At 65.8% G+C, this 23,659-nt stretch carries 22 protein-coding genes and 1 pseudogene; 13 read left to right on the forward strand and 10 right to left on the reverse strand.

Annotated features, from left to right (window positions below):
* Positions 1-11 precede the first annotated feature (11 nt).
* From AC3FOF_RS06955 to AC3FOF_RS06965, 3 genes are read left to right on the forward strand one after another with little or no spacing between them, the layout of a single operon-like run.
* Complete coding sequence (locus AC3FOF_RS06955) at positions 12-1,208, forward strand: CaiB/BaiF CoA transferase family protein (protein ID WP_488726140.1); 1,197 nt, start codon at positions 12-14, stop codon at positions 1,206-1,208.
* Positions 1,201-2,091 (forward strand): amidohydrolase family protein, encoded by an 891-nt coding sequence (locus AC3FOF_RS06960; protein WP_488726141.1) that lies wholly within the window; start codon positions 1,201-1,203, stop codon positions 2,089-2,091. The genes AC3FOF_RS06955 and AC3FOF_RS06960 overlap by 8 nt, the downstream gene beginning before the upstream one ends.
* Positions 2,092-2,116: 25 nt before the next feature.
* Positions 2,117-3,082: a tripartite tricarboxylate transporter substrate binding protein gene (locus tag AC3FOF_RS06965; protein ID WP_488726142.1), complete on the forward strand. Its 966-nt coding sequence runs from the start codon at positions 2,117-2,119 to the stop codon at positions 3,080-3,082.
* Between the two features lie 111 nt (positions 3,083-3,193).
* Here the strand turns inward: AC3FOF_RS06965 and AC3FOF_RS06970 are convergent, their stop codons facing one another.
* Together AC3FOF_RS06970 and AC3FOF_RS06975 are read right to left on the reverse strand one after the other, a co-directional pair.
* Positions 3,194-4,015, reverse strand: coding sequence for a sulfite exporter TauE/SafE family protein (locus AC3FOF_RS06970; protein ID WP_035813879.1), 822 nt, complete (start codon positions 4,013-4,015; stop codon positions 3,194-3,196).
* A 383-nt stretch (positions 4,016-4,398) separates the two neighbouring features.
* On the reverse strand, positions 4,399-5,643 hold the full coding sequence (locus AC3FOF_RS06975; RefSeq protein WP_488726295.1) for a sigma-54 interaction domain-containing protein: 1,245 nt from the start codon (positions 5,641-5,643) through the stop codon (positions 4,399-4,401).
* 439 nt (positions 5,644-6,082) lie between these two features.
* Between AC3FOF_RS06975 and AC3FOF_RS06980 the strand changes: the two genes are divergently transcribed.
* The 7 genes from AC3FOF_RS06980 (at position 6,083) to oiaK (ending at position 14,919) form a co-directional block, all read left to right on the forward strand.
* Positions 6,083-6,949, forward strand: a complete 867-nt coding sequence (locus AC3FOF_RS06980; protein WP_017227524.1) for an MBL fold metallo-hydrolase — start codon at positions 6,083-6,085, stop codon at positions 6,947-6,949.
* 97 nt (positions 6,950-7,046) lie between these two features.
* A complete protein-coding gene (locus AC3FOF_RS06985; RefSeq protein ID WP_488726143.1) occupies positions 7,047-8,723 on the forward strand; it encodes a bifunctional protein tyrosine phosphatase family protein/NAD(P)/FAD-dependent oxidoreductase in 1,677 nt (558 codons plus the stop codon).
* Positions 8,724-8,889: 166 nt separating this feature from the next.
* Positions 8,890-9,618, forward strand: a complete 729-nt coding sequence (locus AC3FOF_RS06990) for a transcriptional regulator NanR (protein WP_017227523.1) — start codon at positions 8,890-8,892, stop codon at positions 9,616-9,618.
* A gap of 377 nt (positions 9,619-9,995) precedes the next feature.
* The gene (locus AC3FOF_RS06995) at positions 9,996-11,351 is read left to right on the forward strand and encodes an MFS transporter (RefSeq protein WP_017227522.1); all 1,356 of its coding nucleotides are present in this window, start codon (positions 9,996-9,998) and stop codon (positions 11,349-11,351) included.
* Between the two features lie 48 nt (positions 11,352-11,399).
* Positions 11,400-12,230: a D-apionate oxidoisomerase gene (apnO, locus tag AC3FOF_RS07000; RefSeq protein ID WP_017227521.1), complete on the forward strand. Its 831-nt coding sequence runs from the start codon at positions 11,400-11,402 to the stop codon at positions 12,228-12,230.
* Positions 12,231-12,298: 68 nt separating this feature from the next.
* Positions 12,299-13,543, forward strand: coding sequence for a ribulose-bisphosphate carboxylase large subunit family protein (locus tag AC3FOF_RS07005; protein ID WP_488726144.1), 1,245 nt, complete (start codon positions 12,299-12,301; stop codon positions 13,541-13,543).
* On the forward strand, positions 13,540-14,919 hold the full coding sequence (gene oiaK, locus AC3FOF_RS07010) for a 3-oxo-isoapionate kinase OiaK (protein ID WP_488726145.1): 1,380 nt from the start codon (positions 13,540-13,542) through the stop codon (positions 14,917-14,919). The genes AC3FOF_RS07005 and oiaK overlap by 4 nt, the downstream gene beginning before the upstream one ends.
* Before the next feature lie 117 nt (positions 14,920-15,036).
* Here oiaK and AC3FOF_RS07015 read toward each other — a convergent pair.
* Positions 15,037-15,174: pseudogene (locus tag AC3FOF_RS07015) on the reverse strand (methylmalonate-semialdehyde dehydrogenase); the annotation flags it as partial.
* A 314-nt stretch (positions 15,175-15,488) separates the two neighbouring features.
* Between AC3FOF_RS07015 and AC3FOF_RS07020 the strand changes: the two are divergent.
* Positions 15,489-15,782, forward strand: coding sequence for an MlaD family protein (locus AC3FOF_RS07020; protein ID WP_488726296.1), 294 nt, complete (start codon positions 15,489-15,491; stop codon positions 15,780-15,782).
* Between the two features lie 336 nt (positions 15,783-16,118).
* Positions 16,119-16,391 (forward strand): hypothetical protein, encoded by a 273-nt coding sequence (locus tag AC3FOF_RS07025; RefSeq protein WP_017227516.1) that lies wholly within the window; start codon positions 16,119-16,121, stop codon positions 16,389-16,391.
* Positions 16,392-16,608: 217 nt separating this feature from the next.
* Here AC3FOF_RS07025 and AC3FOF_RS07030 read toward each other — a convergent pair whose 3' ends face one another.
* From AC3FOF_RS07030 to AC3FOF_RS07045, 4 genes are all read right to left on the reverse strand, one after another.
* The gene (locus tag AC3FOF_RS07030; protein WP_488726146.1) at positions 16,609-17,001 is read right to left on the reverse strand and encodes a cupredoxin domain-containing protein; all 393 of its coding nucleotides are present in this window, start codon (positions 16,999-17,001) and stop codon (positions 16,609-16,611) included.
* A 24-nt stretch (positions 17,002-17,025) separates the two neighbouring features.
* Entirely contained in the window at positions 17,026-17,538 is a 513-nt protein-coding gene (locus AC3FOF_RS07035; RefSeq protein ID WP_017227514.1) for a DUF4142 domain-containing protein, read from the reverse strand.
* 234 nt (positions 17,539-17,772) lie between these two features.
* A complete protein-coding gene (locus tag AC3FOF_RS07040; RefSeq protein WP_488726147.1) occupies positions 17,773-19,068 on the reverse strand; it encodes an MFS transporter in 1,296 nt (431 codons plus the stop codon).
* 26 nt (positions 19,069-19,094) lie between these two features.
* Positions 19,095-21,107, reverse strand: a complete 2,013-nt coding sequence (locus AC3FOF_RS07045) for a TonB-dependent receptor (protein ID WP_488726148.1) — start codon at positions 21,105-21,107, stop codon at positions 19,095-19,097.
* 247 nt (positions 21,108-21,354) lie between these two features.
* Here AC3FOF_RS07045 and AC3FOF_RS07050 point away from each other — a divergent pair, with 247 nt between their 5' ends.
* Positions 21,355-22,212, forward strand: a complete 858-nt coding sequence (locus AC3FOF_RS07050) for a helix-turn-helix domain-containing protein (RefSeq protein WP_488726149.1) — start codon at positions 21,355-21,357, stop codon at positions 22,210-22,212.
* Positions 22,213-22,241: 29 nt separating this feature from the next.
* Here AC3FOF_RS07050 and AC3FOF_RS07055 read toward each other — a convergent pair whose 3' ends face one another.
* From AC3FOF_RS07055 to AC3FOF_RS07065, 3 genes are all read right to left on the reverse strand, one after another.
* On the reverse strand, positions 22,242-22,451 hold the full coding sequence (locus AC3FOF_RS07055; RefSeq protein ID WP_488726150.1) for a hypothetical protein: 210 nt from the start codon (positions 22,449-22,451) through the stop codon (positions 22,242-22,244).
* A 70-nt stretch (positions 22,452-22,521) separates the two neighbouring features.
* A complete protein-coding gene (gene phaP / locus AC3FOF_RS07060; RefSeq protein ID WP_488726297.1) occupies positions 22,522-23,082 on the reverse strand; it encodes a TIGR01841 family phasin in 561 nt (186 codons plus the stop codon).
* A 209-nt stretch (positions 23,083-23,291) separates the two neighbouring features.
* Entirely contained in the window at positions 23,292-23,489 is a 198-nt protein-coding gene (locus AC3FOF_RS07065; RefSeq protein ID WP_017230076.1) for a hypothetical protein, read from the reverse strand.
* Positions 23,490-23,659: the final 170 nt, after the last annotated feature.

Consider the following 23,659-nt stretch of genomic DNA (forward strand, 5'->3'; position numbering starts at 1 on the left):
TCGGAGTCTGTATGCAAATCAACACCACTGCCGGGGACGGCGTATTCGGCGCAACCCGGACGGGACAGCCAGGACCACTGAGCGGTGTGCGCGTGCTGGACCTGAGCGCCTACATCGCGGGGCCGTACGGTTGCTCGCTGCTCGCCGACCAGGGTGCGGACGTCATCAAGGTCGAGCCGCCCGTGGGCGACAATCTGCGCAAGTATCCCTCGACGCTGGAGGCCGAAAGCCGGGCCTTCCTGGGTGTCAACCGAAGCAAGCTGGGCGTCGTGCTCGACCTGAAGCGTTCGGCCGACCTGGAGCGGCTGCTGGCGCTGGTGCGCAACGCGGATGTGCTGGTGCATAATTTCCGCCCCAGCGTGCCGGGCCGGCTCGGCATTGGCTACGAGCAGCTCAGCGCCGTCAATCCGCGCCTGATCTACTGCGCCGTGACCGGCTACGGCGAGACGGGCCCGCTGAAGGACAAGGCTGGCTACGACCAGGTGCTGCAGACCATGACCGGCATGTGCGCGCTGCAGGGCAAGCACAGCGGTCCGCCGGAGATCCTGTACGGCTCCGTGGTCGACTACTATGCCGCGGCGCTGGTCGCCGGAGCCGTTTCCTCGGCGCTCTACGAGCGCGAGAAGAGCGGCACGGGGCAATATGTGGGTGTGTCGCTACTGCGCGCGGCCCTGACCATGCAATCCGCCCGCATGGTATGGGCCGATTCGGAACCCCGGGATGTCGGACGCGACATGCGCTCCGGCGGGATCACAGGCATCCATCCTACCAGGGAAGGCTATCTCTACATCTCCGCCAACACCCCGCATTTCTGGCGAGCGCTGTGCGCGAAGACCGGCCTGGCCGATCTCCTGTCGACCGATCGCTACGACAGCGTGCGCAAGCGCGCCGAGCATCATGAGGAAATCGTACCCCGCCTGCACGCGGCATTGCAGCAGCGTTCGGCGCTGGACTGGGAAGCCGTGTTCGGCGAGGAAGTGCCGTGCGCGGCCGCCCGTTCGGTGGAGGACATGTTCGACTTTCCCCAGGTTGCCGCCGAAGGGATGGTGACAACGTTCGAGCACCCGGTCGTGGGCCGCTATCGAGGCTTCACGCGTGCGGTCAAGTTCGGCCGCACGCCCGGCCCGGAGCCGTTCGCCGCACCCGTGCTCGATCAACACGGGGACATGGTCCGGGATGCCGCGGACAGGCTGGGGCGGGATGCCTGATTTCACCCATGGCGGCGCGGCCACGCTGGTGACGAACAGCTCGGCTACCGCCGCGCCGCACAGCGCGGCAGTAGCGCACGCCTGCGACGCCCATCTGCATATCTACGACGCGCGCTTCGCGGCCATTGCACCGCTTGTGGCGGATGCGACCGTGGAAGACTACCGCGGCATACAGGCGCTGCTCGGCACGAGCCGCGCGGTCGTGGTACAGCCGCGATGCTATTGGACCGACCACAGCTGTACGCTCGATGCGATCCAGCGGCTGGGCCCCGCCAATACCCGCGGCATTGCAGTGGTACGCCCGGATGTGACGGACGAGGCGTTGCACGCCCTCCATGCGGGAGGTATCCGGGGCATACGCTTCTCCCTCTATACGGAGGCGCATGCCGTCGTCGGCTTCGAGATGGTGGAGCTGCTCGCCAACCGCGTGGCCGAACTCGGCTGGCACCTGCAGCTGCATTGGACCGCCGACCAGATCGCCGCGCATCGTGGCCTGCTGTCGCGGCTGGGCACGCCGCTGGTCTTCGATCACCTGGCCCGCATGCCGCTCCCCGGAGGAACGGCACACCCGGCGTTTGCGGTCGTGTCCGAGCTGCTGGATCGCGGCAAGGCCTGGCTGAAGCTGTCTGGCGCCTACCTCGACTCCCTGGCGGGCGCCGCCCGGCATTATGCCGACGTCGATCCGGTGGCGAAGGCATGGGTGCGGGCCGCCCCGGAACGGCTCGTCTGGGGCAGCGACTGGCCTCACCCCACCGAGACGCGGCACAAGCCCGACGACGCCCTGCTGTACGACTTGCTTGCCCATTGGGCAGGTACCCGGGAGGCCCGCCGCAGGATACTGGTGGACAACCCTGCCTTGCTGTATGGATTCGAGGCCGCGTAAGCCGGCCAGACCAAAAGGAGACAATATGAGAAAGACCTTGCTGGGCCTTTGCAAAGGCCTGACGATCATGGCTGCCCTGGTGCCGCTCGGCGCCATCGCCTTCCCGGACAAACCGATCCGCATGGTGGTGCCCTATTCGGCTGGCGGCGGCGCCGACAATACGGCGCGCATCGTGGCGCAGAAAATGGGGGAAATCCTTGGGCAGACCATCGTGATCGACAACAAGCCGGGCGCCGGCGGTGTCATCGGCGCCGACGCGGTGGCGAAGGCCGCCCCTGACGGCTACACCGTGCTCTACGACGCATCGGCATTCGCGGTAAACGGTGCATTGCGCAAGCTGCCATTCGATCCGCTCGGGGACTTCATTCCGGTCTCGCTGGTGGTGACAGCGCCGCAGATCCTCGTGGTAGCCGCCAATGCCCCCTACAAGACGGTCGCAGACTTCATCGCCTCGGCGAAGAAGACGCCCGGCAAGCTGACCTACGCATCCGCCGGCGCCGGGACAGGATCGCATCTTGCCGCGGAGATGTTCAACGAGCAGGCGAAGATCGAACTGCTCCACATCCCATACAAAGGTGGCGCGCCAGCGCTCACCGATGTGATGGGGGGACAGGTCGCGACTTATTTCGGCAACTCGGCATCCACGCTGCAATACGTTGCCGGCGGCAAGCTCAAGGCGCTCGCGGTGACCTCCAGGAAACGGATACCGGGCTTGCCCAATACGCCAACCCTTGCGGAAAGCGGCATGCCGGACTATGAAGTGCTCGAGTGGAACGGCGTGTTCGTCCCCAAGGGCACGGCGCAGGATCGCGTGCAGGCCATCGCGGCCGCCGTGCAGAAGGCGGTCGCCGATCCGGGCGTGCGCGCCAAGCTGCAGCACACCGGCGTGGACCCGGTCGGAAACGCTCCGGAAGCCTTCAAGCGCTTTGTGCAGGCCGAATCATTGCGCTGGCACGCACTTGTCAAGGCACGCGGGATCCGGGTCGAGTAGGACCGGCCCCGCCGGGCGGCATCGTGCCGGCTGGCGGGGACTCATCGCCGCCCTGCCGCGCACGTTCGCTGGCCCCCTGCTGCAACGATAACTGCAGCGCCGGAATGGCAGTCAGGCGCCGCCAAACAGGGCCTTGGCCACCATGCCGAAGGACACCAGTCCGGCAACGACGGCGAAACCTTGCTGCAGCCGGGGCCCGCTGACGCGGCTGGAAAAAACGCGGCCGAGCAGCATGCCGCCGAGGGCGCCAAAGGCGAACGGCAAGCCGACATGCCAGTTCATGCGCCCAGCCAGGGCGGTGGAAATGACGCCGGAGGCGGACACCAGGGTGATCACCGCGAGCGACGTTGCCACGATCGCGTGCATCGGTGCATTGGTTGCGCGCTTCAACGCCGGTACGATGACAAAGCCGCCACCGACGCCCAGCAAGCCGGACAGGAAGCCCGCGCCGATGCCGGAGGCCGCCAGTGCCCGCGTGCAGGCCGCGGTCCAGATGAAGCGGCCGCTCCCGCTGTCGAGCTGGCAGGGCTGCGGCGGCCCGGACGGCGCGGCGGCCTGGAGGGCTGGCGCGCTGGCTTGCCTGAGCATCCGCAGGGATACGAAGGCAAGCACGCCGGCAAAGAGCAGCGTCAGCGGCCGGTTCGGCAATCTATGCGCCAGCCACAGGCCCAGCGGCGAACAGATGGTGCCCGCCACCGCCATCAACGCGGCGGCGCGGTAGCGCACAATGCCCGCCCGCAAGCCGATCACGGCGCCCAGGGCTGCCGACACGCCGACCGCGAGCAACGCGATCGGACCCGCCTCGGCCATGCCGAGATGCAGCACGAACAGCAGCAGCGGAACGGCAAGAATGGCCCCGCCCGCGCCGGTCAGCGCCAGGATCAGCCCGACGACGCCACCCAGCACGGCACTTGTTGCAACGACACTCTCCATTCCTCCATCCTTCCAATATGGCCCCTGGCCTGAATCTGTAAGGGCGCTCCCGCGCATCACGCGATAAGCCCAACCGGTGTAGAAAACAAGGATGGGCATGAAGATCGGCGTTGCCCGGAAATCCAAAGCCAGAGCGCCGCCAGCACAGCTCCTTCACTGCAATGACCGGCAGCAGTATGGCGCGGGAGCCGACGATCATCCGGGTTCAGGGCCATGAACCTATCAAGAACCGTGCCAGAGATCGCATCCGAAAAAAAGCACATCGAATCAGCGACTTGGCCTGCCCCCCTTGCCGCGCGGCAGGGCGCCGCCTGGCAGTGACTGGCAGCGCCTGGCAGTTTGGCAGACGCACTGGCAGGGCGCGGACCGCCTGGCCGGCGCGCTCAGGCCAGTCCGAGCGATTTCAGGCGGCGGTACAGCGTGCGTTCGCTCAGGCCGAGCGCCGCGGCGAGTTCCCGCCGCGTTCCCCTGAAGGCGGCGGCCTGCTGGCGCAACCCGGCTTCCGTGAGCACGGCGGCGGCGGCCGGCAGAAGCGGCGCCGGCGCCAGGGTCTGCCCTAGCCCGGGCGGCAACGCATCGGTGCGGATGACATCGCCCTCGGCAAACAGGCGGGCGCGCTCGAGGACGTTGCGCAGTTCGCGGATATTGCCGGGCCAGCGGTGGGCCTGCAGGCGGGCCATGGCCTGGGGATCGACGCTCAGCCGGTTCCTGGAGGCAACGCCGCGCTGGAGGATGGATTCCACCAGCATGGGGATATCGCCCAGGCGGTCGCGCAGCGGCGGCAGGTGCACGGGGAACGCGCTGATGCGGTAATACAGGTCCTGGCGGAACTGCCCTTCCTCCACCATCCGTTCCAGCGGCTTGTGCGTGGCCGCGACCAGCCGGAAATCGGCCCGCTGGGTATCCACGCTGCCAACGCGGCGGAACGTGCCGGACTCGATCAGCCGGAGCAATTTGACCTGCATGGACAGCGGCACGTCGCCGATCTCGTCGAGAAACAGCGTGCCGCCCTGCGCGGTCTCGACCAGGCCCTTCTTGCGCGCCATGGCCCCGGTAAAGGCGCCCTTCTCGTAGCCAAACAACTCGCTTTCGAACAGGGTCTCGGTCAGGCCGGAACAATCCACCACCACGAAGGGCCCGCTGGCGCGCTCGCTGGCTTCATGCACGGCGCGGGCAAACAGTTCCTTGCCGGTGCCGGACTCGCCAAGCAGCAGCACAGGCAGCATGGACGGGGCGACGCGCTGCACATCGGCCAGCGCGGCATTGAACACCGGCGAGCGCCCCACCAGGCCGTCCGCGCTCGGTTGCGCCGAAGCATTGCGCACGGTGCTGAGCCGCTCCACATAGGCCACCACCTCCCCTGCGCCGTTCAGGATGGGACGCAGTTCCACATCGACATGCGCGGGACCGCGCGGCGTGTGGTGGATGTGCAGCACGCGGTTCGGCCCTTTGGTCTCATGCGCCCGGCGCATGGGGCAGTGCTCGCCGGCCAGATCGCACGGCATGTCGTACTGGTGCGAGACGCGATAGCACTTGTGGCCGATATAGGGCCGGTCGACCGTAGCGAACTGGCGCTGGTAGGCCGTATTCGCCGCCAGGATGTTGTAGTCCGGATCGAGCACGATCATCGGCTGGGCGTCGTGCTCCAGGAAGGAAATCAGCGCCTGCACCTGGGCAGAGGAACGCAAGTCGCCGACATCGGAGATCGAAGCGGCTGCGTTTTGAGGGCGGGGGTTCTCTGGCATGCGAGGCGGATTCCGGGGGGGCGTATCGCGCGAATGGTATCAGGCACTGCCAACGCTGCCAATTTGGCAGTACCTGCTGCCGCCACCGCCTGCCACCTGGTGGCACGCCTGGCGGCGGGCCGCTGGAAATACCACATCGCCAGTAAAAAGACCTTTCGATTCATGGGCTTGCGGGAAACCAACGGGATTCCCACAGGGTGGCACGATTCTTGTTCCGTTATGTCCGCAAGCGTCGCGACAGCCACCTGACAGCGGTCCCGGCGCCACCCCATTTGCCCCGATCCCCGCCGCCCTGGAGACATCCGTGCCGCCACGACCCCGAATGCACATCGAAGGCTTCTTCGACCCTCACACCAACACGATCAGCTATCTCGTGCTTGACCCGTCCACCGGACAATGCGCGCTGATCGACAGCGTGCTGGACTACGACGCCAAGTCCGGCCGCACCACCACCACCAGCGCCGACCGGCTCGTCGCGCGGGTACGGGAACTGGGCGCGTCGGTGCAGTGGATCCTGGAAACCCACGTGCATGCCGACCACCTCTCGGCCGCGCCGTACCTGAAGCAGCAGCTTGGCGGCCAGACCGCGATCGGCGCCAACATCCGGATCGTGCAGGATGTCTTCGGCAGCCTCTTCAATGCCGGCACCGAATTCCGCCACGACGGCAGCCAGTTCGACCAGCTCTTCGACGACGGCGCTGGTTTCGGCATCGGCACGCTGCAGGCCACCGCCATGCACACGCCTGGCCATACGCCGGCTTGCATGACCTTCGTGGTCAGCGACGGCGCCGGGACCGCGGCCTTTGTCGGCGACACCCTGTTCATGCCCGATTACGGCACGGCACGCTGCGATTTCCCCGGCGGCGATGCCCGTACGCTGTTCCGCTCGATCAACAAGGTGCTGAGCCTGCCGGCCGCGACGCAGCTCTATATGTGCCACGACTACCCGCCCGGCGGCCGCGAGGTGCAATTCGTCGCCACTGTGGCCCAACAGCGCGAGCAGAACATCCACGTGAAAAACGGCATCAGCGAAGACGAGTTCGTCGCGATGCGGCAGGCCCGCGACGCGACGCTGAGCATGCCGGCGCTCATCCTGCCGTCGGTCCAGATCAATATGCGGGCGGGACAGATGCCACCGCCCGAAGCCAACGGCACCCGGTATATCAAGATCCCTCTCAACGCCCTCTGACCACGCCAGCCACTGATTTCTGATCAAGCTCCCGCCAGTCCCGGCCCCACAAACTGACAGACGCCGCTGGACAGGCCGCCCCCAATGGAGAGTATTCATGGAAATCCGTTTCCTCACCGGCGAGTTATCCGTCTCGCCACAGATCGCCAGCACGGATATCGAAGCCATCGCCGCCCAGGGTTTCAGGGCCCTGATCTGCAACCGCCCGGACGGCGAAGGACCGGACCAGCCCGGATTCCAGGAGATCGAGCAGGCGGCACGGGCTGCCGGACTGGCGGCCAGCTACCTGCCCGTCGAGTCCGGCAAGGTGACCGACGCGCAAGGGGAAGCATTCGGCGCCTTGATGGCCGGGTTGCCCAAGCCCGTGCTCGCGTATTGCCGCACGGGCATGCGCTCCACCACCATGTGGGCCTTGTCGCAAGCGCGGCACATGCCGCTGCCAGAGATCGTCGGGCATGCGGCCGCAGCCGGCTTCGACCTGAAAGGGGTGGTGCGCCGCCTCGTCAACGGCGGCAAGACACCCGTCGAAGTCGCCGATGCCAGCCATGAAATCGTCATTATCGGCGGCGGCGCCGCCGGCACCGCGGTGGCCTCCAGCCTGCTCGCGCGCCAGCCCGGCCTGGATATCGCCATCATCGATCCAGCGGACATCCACTACTACCAGCCCGGCTGGACGCTGGTGGGCGGCGGCGTGTTCGATCCCCGCATTACCGCGCGCACCATGGCCTCGGTACTGCCCCATGGCGTGCAATGGATCCGTGCGGCGGTAGCCGCCTTCGAACCGGAACACAATGCCGTGATACTGGATGGCTGCCGCGTCATCAAGTACCGGCAACTGGTGGTATGCCCGGGGCTGAAGCTTGACTGGGGCGCGATCGAAGGCCTGGCCGACACGCTGGGGCGCAACGGGGTGACCTCCAACTACCGCTATGACCTGGCGCCTTACACCTGGCGCATGGTGCAGCAACTGTCGCGGCAGGGACAGGGCCGCGCGGTGTTCACCCAGCCGCCGATGCCCATCAAGTGCGCCGGTGCCCCGCAGAAAGCCATGTATCTCTCCGCCGACCAATGGCTGCGCGAGCGCATGCTCGACAAGGTCGACATCCAGTTCTGCAACGCCGGCGCGGTATTGTTCGGCGTGCCCGACTATGTCCCGGCGCTGATGCACTATGTGGAGCGCTACGGCATCCACCTGAATTTCGGCGAGACCCTGGCCAGTGTCGACGGGCCGGCAGGTACGGCCGTATTCCGGCGAGCCCTGCCTGACGGCGGCATGGCGCAAGTCACGCGCGAGTTCGACATGCTGCACGTGGTGCCGCCGCAGAAGGCGCCGGACTTCATCCGCGTGAGCCCGCTGGCCGATGCGGCGGGCTGGGCCGACGTGGACCCGGCCACCCTGCGGCACAAGCGCTACGAAAACGTGTTCGCGCTGGGCGACGCGGCCAACACCAGCAACGCCAAGACCGCGGCCGCCGCGCGCAAGCAGGCGCCCGTGGTGGCCCACAACGTGCTCGCCCTGCGCGGCATGGCGCATGGCGAGGCGCACTACGACGGCTATGGCTCCTGCCCGCTGACGGTTGCGCGCGGCAAGGTGGTGCTGGCGGAGTTTCTCTACGGCGGCAAGGTCGCGCCCAGCTTCCCGAACTGGTTCATCGACGGCACGAAGCCATCCCGGGCAGCGTGGCTGTTGAAGGAACGGATACTTCCGTCCCTGTACTGGGAAGGCATGCTCAAGGGGCGCGAGTGGATGGCCCGCCCCGCCGTCGCGCGCTGACAGCAAGCCGAGGGGGCTGAGCGGTCAGCCGGGTAGCGGCGCCGGGCTTGCCCGTGCAGGCGCCCCATGAGCGACGCGGCGTGGCATCGGTTGCAAAACCACACAGCACGTGTGCCACGATATCCATGTCATCATGTGGCCTGATGACATCAGGAGTGCTTTAACCATGGCAAGCCCCGAGCCTATTCAGAGGCGGCGCCTTTACGAGGACGTGCTGGATCGCCTCACCGAACGGATCCGCAACGGCGAGATCGCGCCAGGCCAGCAACTACCCGCCGAGCGCGAGCTGATGGAGCATTACGGCGTGGGCCGCCCGGCCATCCGCGAGGCCCTGCAAGCGCTGGAGCGCGCCGGGATTATCGAGATCATGCATGGCGAGCGGGCCCGCGTAGTGATACCGACGCCAGAGCGGCTCATCCAGCAGATCGGGGCGGGCGCACAGCATCTGCTGCGCTCCGACCCGGACTCACTGGAGCACCTCAAGGGCGCGCGCGTCTTCCTGGAGTGCGGCATGGCCCAGCTCGCGGCTACTGCCGCGACCGAGGACGACATCCGCCGTCTTGCCGCGCGCCTGGAGGAACAGCGTGCCGCCCGGAATGACCCCTCGCTCTTCCTGACCCGCGACATGGCGTTTCATTGCGAGCTGGCGCGCATCAGCGGCAATCCGATCTTCCCCGCCATCGTGCAAGCCCTGTTCGAGTGGGCGCGCGAGTATTACCGCGGCATCGTGCGCGCGCCCGGTGCGGAGGAACTCACCCTGGCGGAGCATCAGCGAATCGTCGACGCCGTGGCCGCCCACGACGGCGAAGCTGCCGCGCAAGCGATGCGCGAGCATCTCACACGGGCAAACGCGCTCTACCGGACCCTGCAGGGTGCCACCGCGGATATCTCTTAGTTCTCCGCTCCCGACTCCCTGGTAACTCCCTGCGCCCACCTCCCCTCCGGCTTGCCGATCCCCGTATTGCCGCCCCGCGGGTGATGGCAGGCCGCTGAAACTCGCGGTTGGTCCAGCTCGCGCCTGCTGCCCTGGAGGCCGCCTCCTCACGCCTGACACATTCAGGTCTCCTTGCCGCGCGCCGCCGGGCCGCTCGCGCTCGCCCCTCCGCGAGCATCGATACCGCTTGCTCCACTTTTCCTTTCTCCGCACAAACCCTGAGCAAATCCTTCTTGGCATGATGATGTACTCATCATACCATTAGGCCAGACGAGCGACACCAGTCGCGTCCGACAGCGCCGGCAACCGATGACCAGGCGCGCGCCAAAGGAGACAACGTGGAAACCACCATTGCAACCGCCGCCGTGGAGCGGTCAGCCATCCGCAAGGTATCGCTCAGGCTGGTGCCGTTCATTGCGCTGATGTTCTTCATCAACTTTCTGGACCGGACCGCCATTTCGTTTGCCGGCCCCAACGGACTCACCAAGGACCTCGGCCTGACGGCCGCGCAGTTCGGCTTTGCCGCCGGCGTCTTTTTCGTCGGCTATATCCTGCTCGAGATCCCGAGCAACCTCGCGCTTCACAAGTACGGCGCACGCCGCTGGCTGGCCCGCATCATGGTGAGCTGGGGCGTGGTCGCCATCCTGTTCACCTGGGTCAGCAGCGTCGAAGGCTTGTACCTGCTGCGCTTCTTGCTGGGCGTGGCCGAAGCCGGTTTCTTCCCCGGCGCCATCCTGTTCCTGAGCATGTGGGTGCCGGCCCGGCACCGCAGCCACGTCCTGTCGTTGTTCTACCTGGCGCAGCCCCTGACCATCGTGATCGGCGCGCCGGTCGCGGCGTTGCTGATCGAGGCCCATGGACTCTTTGGCCTGGCCGGCTGGCGCGTCATGTTCTTCGGCGTGGCGGCTCCCGCCATCGCGGTCGGCGTGGTGGCCTGGTTCTACCTGGCCGACAAGCCTGCGCAGGCAAAGTGGTTGAGCCAGGCGGAGCGCGACTGGCTCACGGAGGCACTCGACAAGGAAGAAAAGGTAAAGGCCCATTCCCACGGCGTGCTCGCCGGCAAGGCCTTGCTCAACGGTCGGGTCTGGGTGCTGGCGCTGACCTATTTCGGCCTGATCTACGGTCTCTATGCGCTGGCCTTCTTCCTGCCGACCATCATCGGCGGATTCGAGGCGCAGTACGGCAGCAAGTTCAACGTGTTCCAGAAGGGCTGGATCACCGCCATCCCGTACTTCCCCGCCGCGATCGCACTGTTCCTGTGGAGCCGCGATGCGACGCGGCGCGGGGTGCGGCCTTGGCACGTGGGCCTGCCCGCGCTCGTCGGCGCGGTCAGCATTCCGCTGGCGCTCTATATGAATTCGCCCGCGGCGACAGTCGCGGTCATCACCGTGACCGCCTGCGCCATCTTCTCCGCGCTGCCGACGTTCTGGTCGATCCCGGCTCGCTTTCTCTCTGGCGCCGGGGCCGCCGCGGGCATCGCGCTGATCAATACCATCGGCAACTTTGCCGGCTTTGCCGCCCCCTATGTGACGGGGACGATCAAGGATGCCACCGGCTCCTACCAGGTGCCGATGTTCATCGTCGGCGGTTTCATGCTGCTTTCCGCGTTGCTGGTCTTCGCCATCTCGACGACGGAAAAGCGCAGCGGGAGCGAACCGGGCGGCGTGCTTGAGCCGAAGGCGAATCTGAAGTGATGTCGCGTTGCACCGGCTTCGCGATGTGTTCTCAACTGGGGAATTAGCATGAAAGAGAAAATTGCACTGTTTGGCGCTGGCGGAAAGATGGGGGTACGCCTCGCCAGGAATCTGCTCAAGTCCGACTACCGCGTCAGCCATGTCGAGGTGAGCCCGGTTGGCCAGAAGCGCCTCAAGGACGAGCTTGGCGTCGAATGTGTGGGCACCGATGAAGCACTGGATGGCGTTGACGTGGTGATCCTCGCCGTTCCGGATACCATCATCGGCAAGATTGCCGCCCAGATCGCTCCCCAGCTCAAGGCCGGCACCATGGTCATGACGCTTGACGCCGCGGCACCGTTCGCCGGCCATCTGCCCGACCGGCCTGACCTGACCTATTTCGTCGCCCATCCCTGCCATCCGCTGATCTTCAACGACGAGACGGATCCCGAAGCGCGCCGCGACTACTTCGGCGGCGGCGCCGCCAAACAGTCGATCACCAGCGCACTGATGCAAGGCCCGGATGAGGCATTCGACCTGGGCGAGGCGGTGGCCAAGGTGATCTACGCCCCGATTCTTCGCTCCTACCGCCTCACCGTCGACCAGATGGCCATCCTGGAACCGGGGCTCTCGGAGACCATCTGCGCCACCCTGCTCTACGTCATGCGCGAAGCGATGGACGAGACTGTTCGCCGCGGCGTGCCCAAGGAAGCGGCGCGTGACTTCCTGCTCGGCCATATGAACATCCTTGGCGCCGTCATCTTCAACGAGATCCCCGGCGCGTTCTCGGACGCGTGCAACAAGGCAATCGAATTCGGCAAGCCGCGCCTGATGCGAGACGACTGGATCAAGGTGTTCGACCGGGAAGAGATCGCCGAGAGCATTCGTCGCATTACCTGAGCCAGAGCGCACAAGGCCAACCATGCTGCCGGCGGGCCGGCAGCCCGCGTTTCAAACAGGAGTGAGCAGTGGGCGAACGTATCTTTGCCAGCTATTGGCTGGAAACCGGGGACGACCCCCAACGTGCCGCGGAGGTGATCGCCGGCGAACAGTCCAGCGGAACCTTTGTCGCCTTGCCGACCGAAACCCCGGAACTGAAGCAACACTCGGGTGCGCGCGTGGAGCGGCTCGAGGTGATCGAGCGGGTCAACACGCCTAGCTTGCCGGGCGGGATGCAATCGGATGTCTATACCCGCTGCGCGCTGCAGATTTCGTGGCCGGTAGAGAACCTGGGGCCATCCCTGCCCAACCTGATGTCCACCATCGCGGGCAATCTGTTCGAGTTGCGGCAGGTCAGCGGCCTGCGCATCACCGACGTGCAGTTGCCACCGTCGTTCGCCGAGGCGTATCCGGGGCCCGCATTCGGCATACAGGGAACGCGCGAGCTTGCAGGGGTAAGCTGTGGCCCGCTGATCGGCACCATCATCAAGCCGAGCGTGGGCCTTTCCGTCGAAGCGACGGCGCAACAGGTCAGGGAACTGGTTGCCGGCGGCATCGATTTCATCAAGGACGACGAACTGCAGGCTGACGGCGGCTATTGTCCGTTCGACGAGCGCGTCTCCGCGGTCATGCGCGTCGTCAATGAAGAAGCCGGGCGCAGCGGCCGCAAGGCGATGGTGGCTTTCAACCTGACCGGCGACCTGGACCAGATGAAGCGCCGACACGACCATGTGCTGGCGCAGGGCGGGACCTGTGTCATGGTTTGCCTGAATTCGGTCGGCATCGTCGGGCTGCAGGCGTTTCGCCAGCACTCCCAGCTCCCCATCCACGCCCACCGTGCCGGTTGGGGGTATCTCTCGCGCAGCCCCCACCTGGGCTGGGACTATGCGCCCTGGCAAAAAATCTGGCGGCTCGCCGGTGCCGACCACCTTCACGTCAATGGCCTGCGCAACAAGTTCAGCGAATCCGATGAGAGCGTGATCGCCGCGGCGAAGGCGGTTCTCGCCCCCGCGATGGCGCACAAGCCCATGCCCGCCATGCCGGTATTCAGCTCCGGGCAGACGGGCCTGCAGGCGGAGGACACCTATCGGGCGCTCGGTACGGCAGACCTCATCCATACCGCCGGAGGCGGCATATTCGGACATCCGGCTGGGGTGTCGGCCGGGGTCGAGGCCTTGCGCGAAGCCTGGATCGCGGCGATGAAGCACATCCCGCTGACGCAGCACGCCGTCACAAGCCGGCCGCTGAGCCAGGCGCTGGAGTTCTGGCGATGAACGCGCCGGCCCCTGCCGCCCTTCCCGCCGGCCTGCTGCTCGCCTACTACGGTGACGATTTCACCGGCTCGACCGACGCCATGGAAGCCATGGCCTCGGCCGGCATTCCCACGGTGCTGTTCCTGGAGCCGCCCACCCCCGACCTGCTGCAACGCTTTCCCGGGGTACGCTGCGTCGGGCTCGCCGGCTCCTCGCGCGGCCGCGATACCGCCTGGATGGAAGCCGAACTGCCCGCGGCCTTCGCCAGCCTGGCAAGGCTGGGCGCGCCGGTACTGCAATACAAGATTTGCTCGACTTTCGATTCGTCGCCGACCATCGGGTCCATTGGGAAGGCCATCGACCTGGGCACGCGCGCGTTGGGAGGACGGTGGACGCCCATGGTGGTCGGCGCGCCCCGGCTAAAGCGCTACCAGCTGTTTGGCAACCTGTTTGCCGCCGTTGACGGGGAAGGCTACCGGCTGGACCGTCATCCGACCATGGCGCGCCATCCCGTGACCCCGATGGCGGAAGCCGACCTGCGCGTTCATCTGCGCCAGCAGACGGCGAGGCGAATTGCGCTGGTCGATATGGTGCAACTGCAGAGCGGCCACGGGGGGGAGCGTGTAGCGGCCATCGCCGGGGACGATACGCCGGTCGTACTGATCGACGTACTCGACGAGGCCACCTTGCTGGCAGCCGGGCAACTGATATGGGAGGGCCGTGGCGACGGCGTGTTTACCGCTTCCTCGTCGGGACTGCAATATGCGCTGACAGCCTATTGGCGCAAGCTTGGCCTGATCCCGCCCCTGCCGGGCCTGCCCGCCGCACAGCCCGCGCCCGTGATAGCCGCGGTCAGTGGCAGTTGTTCGCCGGTAACGGGGGCGCAGATAGGCTGGGCCGCGCGGCATGGCTTCGCGACCGAGCGCCTCGATGTCGGGCGGATCCTGCGTGATGAAACCAGCGCAGCGGAAATCGAGCGCGTGGTGGCGCTGGCTTGCGCCGCGGCCCGTGGCGGCACCAGTGTCGTGGTCTATAGCGCCAGCGGACCGGAAGACCCCGCCGTTGCAGGCTTCGAGACCATGGCGCGCGATGCCGGCCTGTCCCGTCCGGTGGCCGCGCGTCGCGTGGGAGCGGCGCTTGCGCAGGTCATGCGACTTATGCTCGATCGCACCCGCCTGACCCGCGTCGTCGTGGCCGGCGGCGACAGCTCCGGCGAAGTGGCCAGCGCACTGGGGATATCGGCCTTGTCGGTGATCGCCGGCATGGCGCCCGGGGCGCCCTTGTGCCGGGTATGGTCCCGCTTCGCGCAGCGCGATGGCCTGGAGATTGTCCTCAAGGGCGGACAGATCGGAGACGAGTCGTTCCTTGGCTCGGTCCTGGCAGGCAACGCTGGCTAGCGCGTCCATAGGTTGCGCCCAGCTTCCCGAACGGGCTCATCGACGGCACGAGCCGCCCCGGGCAGCGTGACATTGAAGGAACGCCAACTTCAGCTGCCCGTGGCGCTTCAGAGGGCCTCACCTGGCCGTCGGCATCGCAAAATCCGCTCCCTTCGGCGTGCTATCCGACCAGCGCTGCATGACAGACTTCTGCCGGGTGTAAACGCGCACGCCTTCCTCGCCATAGGCCTGCATGTCGCCGAACAGGGAGCGCTTCCCGCTTCGTGGCCGGGTACCTTCAGGCCACGGCCGTCCATCACGAGGCTGGCGCCCTCCTCCACACCCAGCGCAACATAGCCCTCAACACGCTCCAGCGCCTGGCGCCTGGCGCGTGACGATGTGGCCCATCTCGGCGTCGGCTTCCATGCCGTTCTTCACCACGCTTGCTTCGGTTGCTCGCTCGCAACCCGCAAACACTCGAAACGGGATCTGCGTACGGTAGCGCGAAAGCGCGGCTTACGCTTGCAGTACTCCTGCTGATTCTGACGATCGTGGGAATCACCTGGTATGCGTTTTCGGAAGGCCGATATGTGACCTATCAGTTGAATACCCAGGAATCCGTCTCCGGTCTGATCGCCGATGCTCCGGTTGAATTCCACGGCGTCGAAGTCGGAAAGGTGAAGCGTGTCGGACTGGTCAATCCGCGAACGGTAAGTGTCGTATTAAGCATCGACAAAAACTGCGCCGGTGACTGCGGCGAGCGTGGCAACAATCACGTCCCGAGGTCTCGCGACACGCGGTTTGACTGGATACGTCTACATCTGCGTCGAGGATATCGGAGTCGATCCACGACCGCTGGCCAAGGGACCCGGAGAACTCTCTGATCTGACGGCCAAAAACAATCGGGATCCATCGGTCCTAATCCGAGGCACTGTACAGCCACCACTCGGTCCTGGGGAGAAAAAATGAAACTCGATCCTTTCGGGGCGAGCTTTTTCATTATTCTCCTCCCCCTTCTGTCCGGATGCGCGTTGCTGTCGCCTGCCCGGACAGAAATTAATAAGTATGTTTTGAATAGAATCCCTGCCGACAATCGCCCAACCGGCCGTAGCGCTCTGCGCATAGCGCCGCAGGGGCAACGACCTATGACGACCGATGCCGGCCAAGGAAACTTGCCAGCCGGTTGCCGGCTCTAATTCTGTGGGTGAGAAGGAGCTATCATGCGCACACTCATGTACTTGACCTTGACCGCCTTGCTTGTCGGTTGCACGACGCAAGCCGAACTCACCGCCCAGGCGACGCGTGAGGTCGACCAGATGATCCAGGTTTATGGCCCCGCTTGCGAGAAACTGGGATACCGAAGCAATTCCGATCCATGGAGGGATTGCGTTTTGCGCCTCGACGCAAAAGACACGACCGATCGCTACAACAGTTACCCCACTTCGACGACCTGCTTCGGGCATCGCGGATTTTTCCAATGTACCTCGTTCTGACCCTGACGCCGGCCGCGGGCGGACAGGCTCCGGCCGGCCCGCCCAGTGGTTCCGCCTGTGATGCTCTTGCTGCCCGCCAAATGTAAGCTCATGACTCGCTGCCCCGCTCTTCATGTAACGCGGCGCGACCGCACTCGTGCGCCATGGTCCCCGGCCAGGTAATAGCGCTGATCCGCCAAGGTACAAATTCAGCTTTCCCCATATCCATGGTTCTCGCTTAGTGGAGGCCGCGCGGCGGGGCTGACCGTTCCACCTTGAGCATCCCCTTCATGTTTGGATGCAGCGTGCAGGCATAGGGGAACTCGCCCACCTTGCGCGCGACATATCGCCAGGATGCGCCGGCAATGATCTCGTGCGAGTCGAATTCCCCCGGGGCCGTGACGGTGTGGGGATAAGGATCCTTGTTGATCCACACAACCTCATCGCCTCGCGCGACGCTAACGACCTCGGGCTCGAACTTCGCGCCCTGGATCACCACCGTGTATCTTGACAATCTCTGGGCGGCGATTGCGCCGGAACCAACATTGAGCAAAGCCCAGGCGGCAGCCAGCGCAACCGCGAACAGTTGCCTTTGCCGTTGCCCGTTGCCTCGTGACGGTAGTTGCTGCATGGACAGCGAGTTTGTGCGGCAAGCTTACTTGCCGAGCGAGGATTGGATCATCTTTGCATGCTCCAGGTGCCCCACGAACGCCGGGCGCACGGCGACCAAAAGCGACTTGAGCTCCCCGTTCTGGGCATTGGGAATCAGTGTCTTGTCAATGGCATCGATCACTTGTTCATGATAAGCGACTTCGTGGTCGATGTAGGCCTTGTCAAAACTCGTACCCGTAAGCCCCTTGAGCGTCGTCATGTTTTCCTTGCCCCCAGCACGCAGGCTCTCACTGGTCGGGTTTTCTTCCGGAGTAACGTTTAACTTCTTGACCAATGCCACCGCTTGCTTATTCACCCCAGTATGGTCGGTAACCATCTGTTTGCCGAATGCCTTGACGTCGCGAGCATGACCCTGTTTCTCCGCAAGTTTGCCCGCGTCGATGTCCACCTGATTTGCGGTCACGACAATTGCCGCAATCTGGGCGTCATTGGGCGTTTGAGCAGCGGCTCCGGCCGCAGCCATGATGGCCAGAATTGCTACGCAGATGCTTTTCATTGTTCTGCTCCTCAGCGATCGGATAGCCACGCCTTCGCAGCCCGCGTGGCGATGGGGCTTTACATCCGTTGCGTGGACTAAGGACCGCTCTCAGATTCGCTGCTGGCTGTTCTTGAAGGTAGCCACGGCAACGTCTTGAATATAGGCGAAAGGAACGCCATCCATGTCTTTGCACCGAGTCCCTCGCCTCCATGCCTGGGGTGGCGAGTGGCGTGAGCGGCTGAACCAGCCGTTTCAGCCACGCACGCCCTCCCCAAGGTGCCGCCCGCTCACAATGCCGGCAATGCGTTGCCGCTGGCGCAGCGCCAGCAACGTTACCAGCGCCATGGACATCGTCAGCGCGAGCAGCATGCCGCGGTAACCCACGCTATCGATCAGCAGGCCGCCAGTGAGCGGCACGGCGAGCCGGCTCAGCGCAAACAGGCTGGCTTGCGTGCCGTAGTCCACGGCGTCAAACCCGGGCCGGGTGAAATACATCATCAGGCCGAATGCCAGCGTGGCAGTGGCGCCCATCGCCACGGCCACCAGCATGGCAGCGGCAAGCAGGCCCGCCGGTGGCGCGTCCAGCCACACGGCGGCGCTCAACGCCACGAGCGCCAGCAGGCCCAGCACCGCGACGCCGGGAATGGCGCGGGCCATCCCCGCCGCCTTGATTGCCCGCGCCCCCGCCAGGCCTGCCCCGGCTGCGGCAAGGCCACCGCCGACACCGACGGCCCAGGCTATCTGCGCGGGCGCAAAGCCATGGTCCAGCAGCAAGGGCTTGAGATAAAACCAGGCCGCGCCCACGAAAGGAAAACAAAGCAGCAGCAGCCCGTTCCAGGCCATCGCCCCAGGTTGGGCAAAGTAGCCACGCCATTGGCCTGACGGCAGGTTGGCGACGCCTGTCGGCTCCGGCATGGGTGCGGCCGGTTCGCGGACAAAGCCCAAGGCGACGACGCCCAGCCCGAGGCCGCCCGCCATCAGCCAGAACGGCGCGCGCCAGCCCCAGCGGGCCTGCGCCAGCAGCATCAGGCCGCCACCCACGATGGCGCCCATCGACAATGCCGCGGAACGCAGCCCACCGGCACGCAAGCGCTGCGATGCCGGCAGCAGCTTGATGGCCAGCGCATTGACGGGGATGTCGGCCCAGGTCGCCATCATGGCGGCGGCGAACGCCAGCGCGAACAGCTCGAATCGGCTCGCCAGCAACGGCTGCCGGCCGATCAGGCACAGCAGCAGCGCGAGCAGCAGGCACAGCAGCGCCGCCCAGCCGCGATAGTGCCCCGCCGCGAAGCGATGGCGCTCCACCGGCGCGGCCAGCACGAACTTGAATACCGCCGGCAAGCCCGCGAGCTGGAACAGCCCGATCTGCGTGCCGGACCAGCCGTGCTGGCGCATGATCAGCGGCAGGCCTAGCCAGAGATAGACACTGGGCGCGGTCAGCGCCAGGTTGAGCCAGCCGAACAGCCCCTGGTGCAAGGCATGGCGCCAACGCGCGCGCGTGTCGCCGGCCTGGTGCCGTTGCCCCGGTGGTGGATGATGAAATGCCATGGTGTCTCGCGGTGTGGGTGCGGGTGTCACAGGCGCCAGGTCAGCCGCACGCCCAGCTCGCGCGGGGGGCTGTAGACCGTGACGATGCCGTTCTGGTAGCCCACCGCGTCATAGCGGCGGTTCGCCAGGTTGTTGACGTAGCCGGACAGCTCGAAGGCGCCCCGGTTGATGCCTGCCAGCAAGTTGACCAGCCCGTAGCCGTTGCGGCCATGGCGGTTGGCCGCATCCAGGTAGACACGGCCAGTGCCGGTGAAGACGGTCTGCAGGTACCAGCCCGCCGGCGCGTCGTAACGCAGGCCGACATGGCCGTTGAGATCCGGCGCGAAGGGATTGCGGTTGCCGTCATAGACATTGGCGCCGTCGCGGAAGGTCAGGAAACGCGTGCGATTCAAGCCCAGCCCTGCCTGCAGGCGCCAGCCCCGCGCCAGCAGGTAATCGAGCTCGAACTCCGCGCCGGTGGAGCGCGCCGAGGCCGCGTTGGTGATGTACACCAGCCCGGGCAGCGGCATCTGCTGCACCTGCATGTGCTGCACATCCATCAGGTACAGGCAAGCCGCATAGCGCACGCGCCGCTGCAGCAGCCATCCCTTGGCGCCAAGCTCGAAGGCGCGCACCGTCTCCGGCCGGTAGGCCGCATAGTTGGCCGCCGGCACGAAGACGTTGAAGCCACCCGCGCGCAGGCCCTCGGAGACGCTGGCGTAGAGCTGGCTTTCCGGTGCGAGCTGGTACTGCAAGGCCAGCTTGGGCGACAGATGCGTGGTATCCGCGCGCTGCGCCGCGCTGCCCGCGGGCGTGAAACGCACCGCGTTGCGCTCGACTCGTGCGCCGGCCAGCACGGACCAGCGCTCGGACAGCGGCACGGTCCAGTGGGTGAACAACGCCGTGGTGCCGCCCGTCAGCTTTGCCGCGCTGCGGTTCTGGCCGGCCGGGAGCTTCTGCTCGTTAAGCAGGTCGTGGTTGTCGCGGTCGGCATAGACCCCCGCCAGCCATTGCGCCTGCCCGAGCTTGCCTTCCAGGCGGAGCTCCTGCGACAAGGTGCGAAAGCGATGATCTCGCCCGATATGCAGCATGTCGGCCGGCCTGAAATCGGTGTCCTGCTGCACCCGGTCGAAGAACACATTGCTGGCCGTGATTGCGCGCAGGCGCAGGCCGGACTCGAATTCATGCGATACGTCGAGCGAGGCCGTGCGGCCGGTCGAATCGTTCCAGCCCGCCGTGCCCGAGCTGACGGTGGCGCGCGGCGCGGTGCGCGAACCCCACAACGCCGCGCCATCGCGATAGTCCTGCTGCGCATAGCGCAGCGTGGCATCGGTGCCCGGCCCCGGGGTCCAGCGCAAGGCCAGCTTGGCGTTGCGATGCTCGCGGTCATCCTCGCGCCGGCCGGTATAGGTGTTGTCGATGAAGCCATCCTGCGCCGACCATTCGCCCGCGATGCTGGCGTACAGCGTGTCCGCCACCAGCGGGCGGCTCACGGCAAAGCGCAACGCCCGCTGCTGCCGGCTGCCAATCTCGGTGGAGATCATGCTGCGCGGCTCGTTACCGGGCAGCCGTGTATGGATATTGATGACGCCCGCCTCGGCATTGCGGCCGTAGAGGGTGGACTGCGGACCACGCAACACCTCGACCCGCTCGATGTCCAGCAAGCGGTCGTCGAAACCCTGCGCCATCAGCGTGGGCACGCCGTCCACCTGCAGCAGGGTCGAGGACGAAAACGAAAAGAAATTGGCCGTGAGCCCGCGCATCACCGGCGCGTTGACGCTGGCTTGCCCGAAAGGCTGGAACGACAGGCCCGGCGTCACCTCCGCCAGGGACTCCAGCCGGGTCACGCCCGCGGCCTCCAGCGCCTCCCCGTCGAACACCGTCACGCTGGCCGGTACCGTGGCGAGCGCCTGCGTCTGTTTGTTAGCGGTGACGCTCACCGCCGGCAGTGCCTCCTGCGCGCAGGCCTGAGTCCATGCGCCCAGCAAGACAAAGGACCAGAGACAGCCACCAAGGCAGCCACCAGGACAGCCGCCCACGCAAGCCTTGCTCGCAGCCATACGCAACCCCCATATCCAATACGATGCATTGCGTAGCATGGTATTTTCAAATGAGAATGCGTATCATCCATATTCATATGCGCGGCAGCGGATTTCCTATGCCTGCAGGTGCATCGACCCAGGGAGACTCGCCATCCAATACCGCATCACGACGGCAGCGGCACGCCAGGCGCCGACCACAACATCGGGCTGGCTACGCCAGCAACTACCCGCGCAACTCGGCGAGTGCTACACGGAGCGCGTCCAGGTGGACACTGGCCTGGTGCTGGTGCGCTCGCGCTACCTGCCGCGCTGCGACCTGATCGAGGAAAGCATCCAGCGCGACGGGCCGCGCACGCTGGTCATCACGCTGGGGCTGGAAGGAGAATCCGGCTTCTACGGGCACGATGGCGCGCGGCTAGGCTTCCGGGGCGGCTACACCACGGTCTCTTCGTTCGCCCACAGCACGGGCGAGCGGCGCTACCAGGCGGGCACGGCCGTCGGCCAGCTCCGGCTGCTGGTCGAGGAAGCCACGCTGCGCCGCTATGTGGGCGAAGCGCGATGCCGCGATCTGCTGCCCGCAGCCCGCGTGCGCGAACTCGGCTTTGGCAAGACCGCCCCGGCCAGCGCCGCCCATGCGCGCGCGCTGCTGCGCCTGGCCAGCGCGGCACCGGCCGATCCGCTCGCCCTGCAGATCCACGCGCTGAGCCTGCTGGCCGGGCAATTGCGCGAGCTGCGCCCGCCAGCATCGACGCAGCCCCCGGCTCAACCCACGGCACCAGGCCGCCTGAGCCAGCACGACATCCAGAAGCTGGAACAAATCCGCGACCTGATGCAGCTGCAGATGGCGCAGCCGCTGACCATCGACTACCTGTGCGCCAGCGCGGGCTTGAGCACCTTCAAGCTCAAGCAGGGCTTCCGGCTGCTATTCAACACCAGCCCGCACCAGATGCTGCTGGAAATGCGCATGCGGCGCGCATGGACCCTGCTGGAAACCGGCTGCCAGGTAGCGCAGGCCGGCTGGCAGGTTGGCTACCAGCACCCGAGCAACTTCAGCACGGCGTTCACGCGTTTTTTTGGGCGAGCGCCCAAGTCGGTGTCCGGCAAGGGACCAGGCAAGCGCTGAGCGCGTCCGGAAGGTCGCGCCTGGAAACTTCAGGCCGGCCTATGCCACTCGCGGACAAACCCCTCGGGCGCCGGCCGGCTGGCCGGGCGCACGGCTTCCTTGGGTGTACCGACATACAGGAAGCCAACCAGCGTTTCCTCGTCGCCAAGGCCGAGTGCCTGCCGGACGCCTTCGTCATAGCTGTTCAGGCCGGTCGCCCGGAAACCGCCGTAAGCCGGGATATGCAGGGCGTTAAGCATGTTCTTGCTGGCAGCTGCGCCAACAGTTGCCTGCGTGACTCCCAACACCGGCCTGCCACGTTTGCCGTCGCTATGCCCTCGCACGCGAAGCGTGCCTGACGGTTTGCTTGGCCACGGACGCTGTGCTGCTCGCCGAGTTGAAGTTCTGTTCGGCGAGCTCGACGGCTTGCTTTGCGGTCTGGTACATCGTTTCACACAACTTGTTGGTGGCAGTGATCACCGAGCCTAGCGCGCCCACCGCGTCTCCCGAACCCGCCGGTGCGTTGTGCGCCAACTGATCGACAAGCTCCTGCAGGCGGCGGTTGTGGGCTTCGAATTCAGCCTCAGTGGCCTTGGAGAATGCCGCTTGGGTGTCCATCGCGATCTCGCACAGCTGGCGGTAGTATGACAGCGCCGTCTCTCCGAATGGTTGCTGCAGCCCGGCCTGCAATGCGAACATGTCCTGTGGATCCTTGACGGTCAGCGCCTTCTTTGTGTTTTCCTGCGTTTGCTCCAGTGTCGACCGCATTGTCTGCAGATTCAGGTTGACCGTTTTCTCGACGCCTTCGAACGCTTTGATGGCCAGGCGGAATAGAACCGAGAGATTGGCTGTTTGCGCGGCGGCGATTTGCTCAGGCTGGAATGAATTCATCATGAGGCTCCGGAGTTCGACCCCGAGACGTGTCAGGGCAGCTAACGCGCTGGCTTGCGCGTTCTGGTTACGTTATCGACTGCCTGAGGAACACTTGGGGAACGCCGCATCGCGATTCCACTCGGCGCCTGGGCACGCATCAACAGCGCGGACGCCCTACCCAGCCAGTCGGATGTTGTCAATCGAGGCGCCTGCGGTCTTCACCGCCCTCACCAGATTCGTGCGATGGCGTTCAGGAGGGCCCCGCCTCTGGCGGTGACGCAGGGGCGATGGCGGCCCGATTCGAGCTGTTCCAGGCTGACCAGTTCCTGTTCGAGGAGTGCGTCGATATCGGCACGCTCCAGTTCCGTTTGATCCGGGGCGTTCTTGATCAGTATGAGAGCGGCAACTTCGTGAGGACTCAGCATCCTTGTCTCCTGGACTTATATGTTTGGACTGCTGGAGAGCTGCGAGTACATCGGTCGCGCCGGAGGCAGGCTCCGGCGACGGACACTGCGACCTCGTGGCGAGGTCTTTGCTGACCGGACGCGCCTACCGCATGCGCCGGGAAAATTCATTCAATACCGCAGCAGCCATT

The sequence above is a fragment of the Cupriavidus sp. 96C5-1 genome (assembly GCF_057798855.1).

Excerpts from the sequence above, each read along its gene's own strand:
- AC3FOF_RS06955 (WP_488726140.1), top strand. The coding sequence starts at position 12 with ATGCAAATCAACACCACTGCCGGGGACGGCGTATTCGGCGCAACCCGG.
- AC3FOF_RS06960 (WP_488726141.1), top strand. The coding sequence starts at position 1,201 with ATGCCTGATTTCACCCATGGCGGCGCGGCCACGCTGGTGACGAACAGC.
- AC3FOF_RS06965 (WP_488726142.1), top strand. The coding sequence starts at position 2,117 with ATGAGAAAGACCTTGCTGGGCCTTTGCAAAGGCCTGACGATCATGGCT.
- AC3FOF_RS06970 (WP_035813879.1), bottom strand. The coding sequence starts at position 4,015 with ATGGAGAGTGTCGTTGCAACAAGTGCCGTGCTGGGTGGCGTCGTCGGG.
- AC3FOF_RS06975 (WP_488726295.1), bottom strand. The coding sequence starts at position 5,643 with ATGATCGTGCTCGATCCGGACTACAACATCCTGGCGGCGAATACGGCC.
- AC3FOF_RS06980 (WP_017227524.1), top strand. The coding sequence starts at position 6,083 with ATGCACATCGAAGGCTTCTTCGACCCTCACACCAACACGATCAGCTAT.
- AC3FOF_RS06985 (WP_488726143.1), top strand. The coding sequence starts at position 7,047 with ATGGAAATCCGTTTCCTCACCGGCGAGTTATCCGTCTCGCCACAGATC.
- AC3FOF_RS06990 (WP_017227523.1), top strand. The coding sequence starts at position 8,890 with ATGGCAAGCCCCGAGCCTATTCAGAGGCGGCGCCTTTACGAGGACGTG.
- apnO (WP_017227521.1), top strand. The coding sequence starts at position 11,400 with ATGAAAGAGAAAATTGCACTGTTTGGCGCTGGCGGAAAGATGGGGGTA.
- oiaK (WP_488726145.1), top strand. The coding sequence starts at position 13,540 with ATGAACGCGCCGGCCCCTGCCGCCCTTCCCGCCGGCCTGCTGCTCGCC.
- AC3FOF_RS07025 (WP_017227516.1), top strand. The coding sequence starts at position 16,119 with ATGCGCACACTCATGTACTTGACCTTGACCGCCTTGCTTGTCGGTTGC.
- AC3FOF_RS07030 (WP_488726146.1), bottom strand. The coding sequence starts at position 17,001 with ATGCAGCAACTACCGTCACGAGGCAACGGGCAACGGCAAAGGCAACTG.
- AC3FOF_RS07035 (WP_017227514.1), bottom strand. The coding sequence starts at position 17,538 with ATGAAAAGCATCTGCGTAGCAATTCTGGCCATCATGGCTGCGGCCGGA.
- AC3FOF_RS07040 (WP_488726147.1), bottom strand. The coding sequence starts at position 19,068 with ATGGCATTTCATCATCCACCACCGGGGCAACGGCACCAGGCCGGCGAC.
- AC3FOF_RS07045 (WP_488726148.1), bottom strand. The coding sequence starts at position 21,107 with ATGGCTGCGAGCAAGGCTTGCGTGGGCGGCTGTCCTGGTGGCTGCCTT.
- AC3FOF_RS07055 (WP_488726150.1), bottom strand. The coding sequence starts at position 22,451 with ATGCTTAACGCCCTGCATATCCCGGCTTACGGCGGTTTCCGGGCGACC.
- phaP (WP_488726297.1), bottom strand. The coding sequence starts at position 23,082 with ATGAATTCATTCCAGCCTGAGCAAATCGCCGCCGCGCAAACAGCCAAT.
- AC3FOF_RS07065 (WP_017230076.1), bottom strand. The coding sequence starts at position 23,489 with ATGCTGAGTCCTCACGAAGTTGCCGCTCTCATACTGATCAAGAACGCC.